The following is a 4,238-nucleotide window of genomic DNA, read 5'->3' on the forward strand; positions in this document are numbered from 1 at the left end:
GGGATAAACGCCTTTGAAGCTGTAAAACTTGCCTTTGCTGGAAATCCTGCATTATACCTGGGATTTTAGGTGCTGAATAGTTACATGAAAAGCTTTAATACCGTTTTAATCAATATGACTACTGTCGAAAGTGCTTTCTCATAAATTCCGAGCTTACCTTTATACTTTCGATAGGGTCATCATTGATCCAATTTTGATGTGTTTCCAATATAACTCCTTCTACTCCATTTTCTATTGCAATCTCCGTTAATGTTTCTAAATCCATATTTCCATACCCCAACTCTGTAGCATCTTCTTTCAAAATCGGGGTATAATATGGGCCTGTTTTCTTACATCCTCGATCATTAATGTGCCATAACTTTATTCGATTTCCCATCTTTTCCATTAATTCTGGAACATTCACCCCTGCATCGGTCATCCAATAGCTATCAAACTCAAAATTAACATAGGCAGGATCTGTTTCTTCTACAATTATTTCATATGCAGTTTGCTTTTCGTTTACTTTCTGCATTTCAACATTATGATTATGATACAACAATTTTACTCCATATTTTGATAATTCTTCGCCAGCTACGTTCAAACGGTTTGCTAATTCTCGTACTTGTGTTTCATCTGAATAATCAAAATTATACATGCCTGTAATAACAACCACATCTGTTCCAAAGCATTTAGCTTCATTTGCCACTTCTTCAGGATTATCCTCAATACTATTCAAATAGCTATGTAAACTGATTACAGCCAGACCACTTTCTTCAATAAGTGATGGCCAATCAAGCTTTCCTCCATTTCCTACAGGCATTCCTCCGAACTTAGTCATCAATTTTACGGTCAAACCTGCTTTATGTATCATGAAATCATTGATTTCGATTGCATCATATCCAGCATCTTTTATCTCTTTTAAAGTCTCTAAAGCTGTTTCATAATTATTGCATTTTGTACCAATCATAATCTGTTGAACAGCTATTGAAATCTTCTCTTCATACTGCTCTACTGACCTGGTAACTTGTGTACTATTCTGAATAGAATAATGTGTAGATTCACCTTGATTTAATTTATTCACAACAATCACTATAACCAATAACAACATAATAGCTACTACTGGAATAATTTTTTTCTTCTTCATAACTCTTCCTCATTTCTATTATTTTATTCTCTTTTCTCTTCTTAGCCACTCTACTTCATCATAAATTGTTTCCTCAAATGGTCTTGTTTTATAGCCCAGTTCCATTTTCGCTTTACTGCTATCAAATTCATTATTTCTAACAAGGTTATAAAGCATTAGTTCTGTTATTAACGGTTCTTTCTTGGTTATTTTTCCAATCATCACACTTATTTTTACAACTATTCTGGTCAAAAACATAGGAAGAATGATTTTTGTCATACTCACTCCACTTGCATGGCTAATATGAGAAAACATATCTTTCATCCATACAACATCATTACCTAAAATATATCCTTCTCCAATTCTTCCTCTATCAACTGCTGCTATTGTACCAAAAGCTAAATCTCTGACATCTACTGAATTGAAAGAACCGGGGAATCCTATCTTGTTTCCTCCATTGCAGTACTGCTCAATAAATGTAGATACTGGTCCTCCAGCATAATCATTAGGTCCGCATATCCCTGTTGGATATACTACAGTAGCCTTTAATCCTTTTTCCTTTACTGCATCAAGTACCAATTGTGTTGCCATTGCTTTTGTCTTTCCATAGTATCCAACGATATCATCTAAATTGAATTCTGTTGGTTCTTTCATTTTCTCTCCATGTGGTAGTTCTGATACAGTTCCTGTTGAACTTACATATACAAGCTTTTGAACATTTTTTTCAAGACACAGATCAATAATGTTCTGTGTACCATCTACATTTACATGATATACAAATTCACTTGGTTCTTCTTTTAAATAGACAATGCTTGCACAATGTATACAGATCAACTCTTTGTTATCTACATCAAAAAAATTCTCTAATGATTTTTTATCAGTTAAATCCCCATAAACAATCTCCACTCCTTGGGGTACATGCTTTACTGCCTTATCTCCCTTCAATACAAGACCTCGTACATAACAGCCTTTTTCCATTAACTGTTTCGCAATGTTATTCCCTAAAAACCCAGCTGCTCCTGTTAATAAAAAAACTCTATCGTCCTTCATGGTTACTATTCTGTCCTCTCTTATATTTATTTTTGAATAAGCTATCATGCCAATATAAACTCAACATAAACTTTCAAATAAAATAGATACTAAAAAAAATTCCTATATGACAAAAAAGCCTACCAAAATTGGTAAGCTTTTTACTTAAAATAAATATATATTGTGGATCCTTCTCCTACTTTGCTCTCCACTGTTATTGATCCATTACTCAGTTCAACAATACGTTTTACAATGGAAAGACCTAACCCAAATCCCATTGTTTCATGTGAAGAATCTCCTTGATAATATCGATCAAATATGTGTTTTTTTGTATCATCATCCATTCCTTGTCCTTCATCTCTGATCTCTATACTAATATGTCCATCAATTGCTTTTCCAATTATTGAAACAACTGAATCCTGAGGAGAGTATTTGCGAGCATTTTCTAATAGATTTATCCATACCTCTTGTAATAATTCTTCATTTCCCCAAAAAAATATTTTTGGAAGCTGTACATTTAGTTGAATTCTTTTCTCTTCAAATTGATGAAGCATAAGAATTGCACAATTTCGAATCTGATCATCAAGACGAAATTTTTTCTTATTTTTGATAATCTCCATATTATCTAGTTTTGAAAGAAGAAGCGTATTTTGAGATAGTTTAGCCAAACGCTCTGCTTCCTTCACCATTAATTTCAAATACTCTTTTTCCTCTTCTCTTGGAAGATCATTTTCTGATAAATACTCAGCAACCCCCTTTATAGAATGAATCGGAGTTTTAAACTCATGTGAAAAGTCCTTCATAAATTGTTTTTGTTGTTCATCAGCATTTTTTAATTCACGTACCATATGATTAAAATTTTCATACATTACCCTGTACTCACCTGAATGATCCAACGAAAGTTCCACATCCAGATTCCCATTCGACACCTCATTCATTCCATTCAATAATTTTCCCATTCTGCGGTATAAAATTTCAGAAATAACAGCAATAATAATTCCGCACAAAGAACCCATTATTTGGTAAATTGTCAAACTCCAAATAAATACATTGTCACTTGCAGTTCCGAACAAATAATATCTAATTGCTATTGTTACCAAATAGGAAAAAACGGCCAGACAATCAACTATTACAGCTAGAATAATCGCCCAACGAATTATTCCAAATCTTTTCTTTCCATTTGCTAATTTATTCATTGCTTATTTATTTCACCTCGATATCCTAATCCACGTATTGTTACAAGTTTAAATTCCGAATAATCATCAAATCGCTTCCTAAGTCGATTTATATGTGTCCTGACAGTAGTTTCATCAGAATCTGTTTCATATCCCCATATTTCATCCAACAATTCTGATGTTGTAAAAACTTTGTTTGGATACGATAATAGCATATATAACAATTCAAATTCTTTTTTGGGCAAGGTAACACTTTCTTTGCCGCGACGTAATGAATTGCTACTCTCATCTATTTCTAACTCTCCAATAATAATCTTCTTTTCAAAATTAATCTGTGCTCTTCTTAATAAAGCCCGTACTCTCCAAAGCAATTCCTCGTAATGAACTGGTTTTGTCATATAATCATCAATTTCCAAAGCAAATCCTTCTTTTTTATCCTGCAATCCATTTTTTGCAGTCAGCAAAAGAATTGGAGTCACTTTATCAACTAAACGAAACTGCTTAACAAATTCATAACCATCCATTTGGGGCATCATAACATCTGCAATAATCAAGTTCACTTTTGAATATTCTAAAATCTCCAATGCTTCTATTCCATTTGACGCTTCTAATACATTATATTCATTTCTGAGATGTAATTTTGTTACTAATCTAGCATTTACATCATCTTCTATCAGTAATACTGTAACCATATAATTTACCTTCTTGATTGACCAGGTATACATGAATATTATAATGTATCCCCAAATTAAATTTATAATTATACCACAATTTAAATCCATTCTTCACGATTCTTATATGGAGTAATTTCAATATTCCAGGGGAGAAGCTTTTTCCAGTCATTTTCAGTTTCAGCATAAGGTGCTTTTTCAAAAAGAGTATCCGTCAATTCTAGCCTCGTAAACAAATTTTTCTAAGTTGAGTACACTAGT

At 32.8% G+C, this 4,238-nt stretch carries 4 protein-coding genes; all 4 read right to left on the reverse strand.

The features are described from left to right. Positions 1 to 118: 118 nt before the first annotated feature. The 4 genes from VW161_RS08710 to VW161_RS08725 all read right to left on the reverse strand — a co-directional run bounded on the left by VW161_RS08710 (position 119) and on the right by VW161_RS08725 (position 3,998). Complete coding sequence (locus VW161_RS08710; protein WP_325192946.1) at positions 119 to 1,123, reverse strand: sugar phosphate isomerase/epimerase family protein; 1,005 nt, start codon at positions 1,121 to 1,123, stop codon at positions 119 to 121. 18 nt (positions 1,124 to 1,141) lie between these two features. Further along, positions 1,142 to 2,200 carry an NAD-dependent epimerase/dehydratase family protein gene (locus tag VW161_RS08715; protein ID WP_325192947.1) on the reverse strand — a complete coding sequence of 353 codons (1,059 nt, stop codon included), beginning with the start codon at positions 2,198 to 2,200 and terminating at the stop codon, positions 1,142 to 1,144. A gap of 92 nt (positions 2,201 to 2,292) precedes the next feature. Continuing rightward, positions 2,293 to 3,327, reverse strand: coding sequence for a sensor histidine kinase (locus VW161_RS08720; protein WP_325192948.1), 1,035 nt, complete (start codon positions 3,325 to 3,327; stop codon positions 2,293 to 2,295). Next, positions 3,324 to 3,998 (reverse strand): response regulator transcription factor, encoded by a 675-nt coding sequence (locus tag VW161_RS08725; RefSeq protein ID WP_325192949.1) that lies wholly within the window; start codon positions 3,996 to 3,998, stop codon positions 3,324 to 3,326. The genes VW161_RS08720 and VW161_RS08725 overlap by 4 nt, the downstream gene beginning before the upstream one ends. Positions 3,999 to 4,238: the final 240 nt, after the last annotated feature.

Source organism: Methanobrevibacter ruminantium (assembly GCF_016294135.1).
Taxonomy (GTDB): domain Archaea; phylum Methanobacteriota; class Methanobacteria; order Methanobacteriales; family Methanobacteriaceae; genus Methanobrevibacter; species Methanobrevibacter ruminantium_A.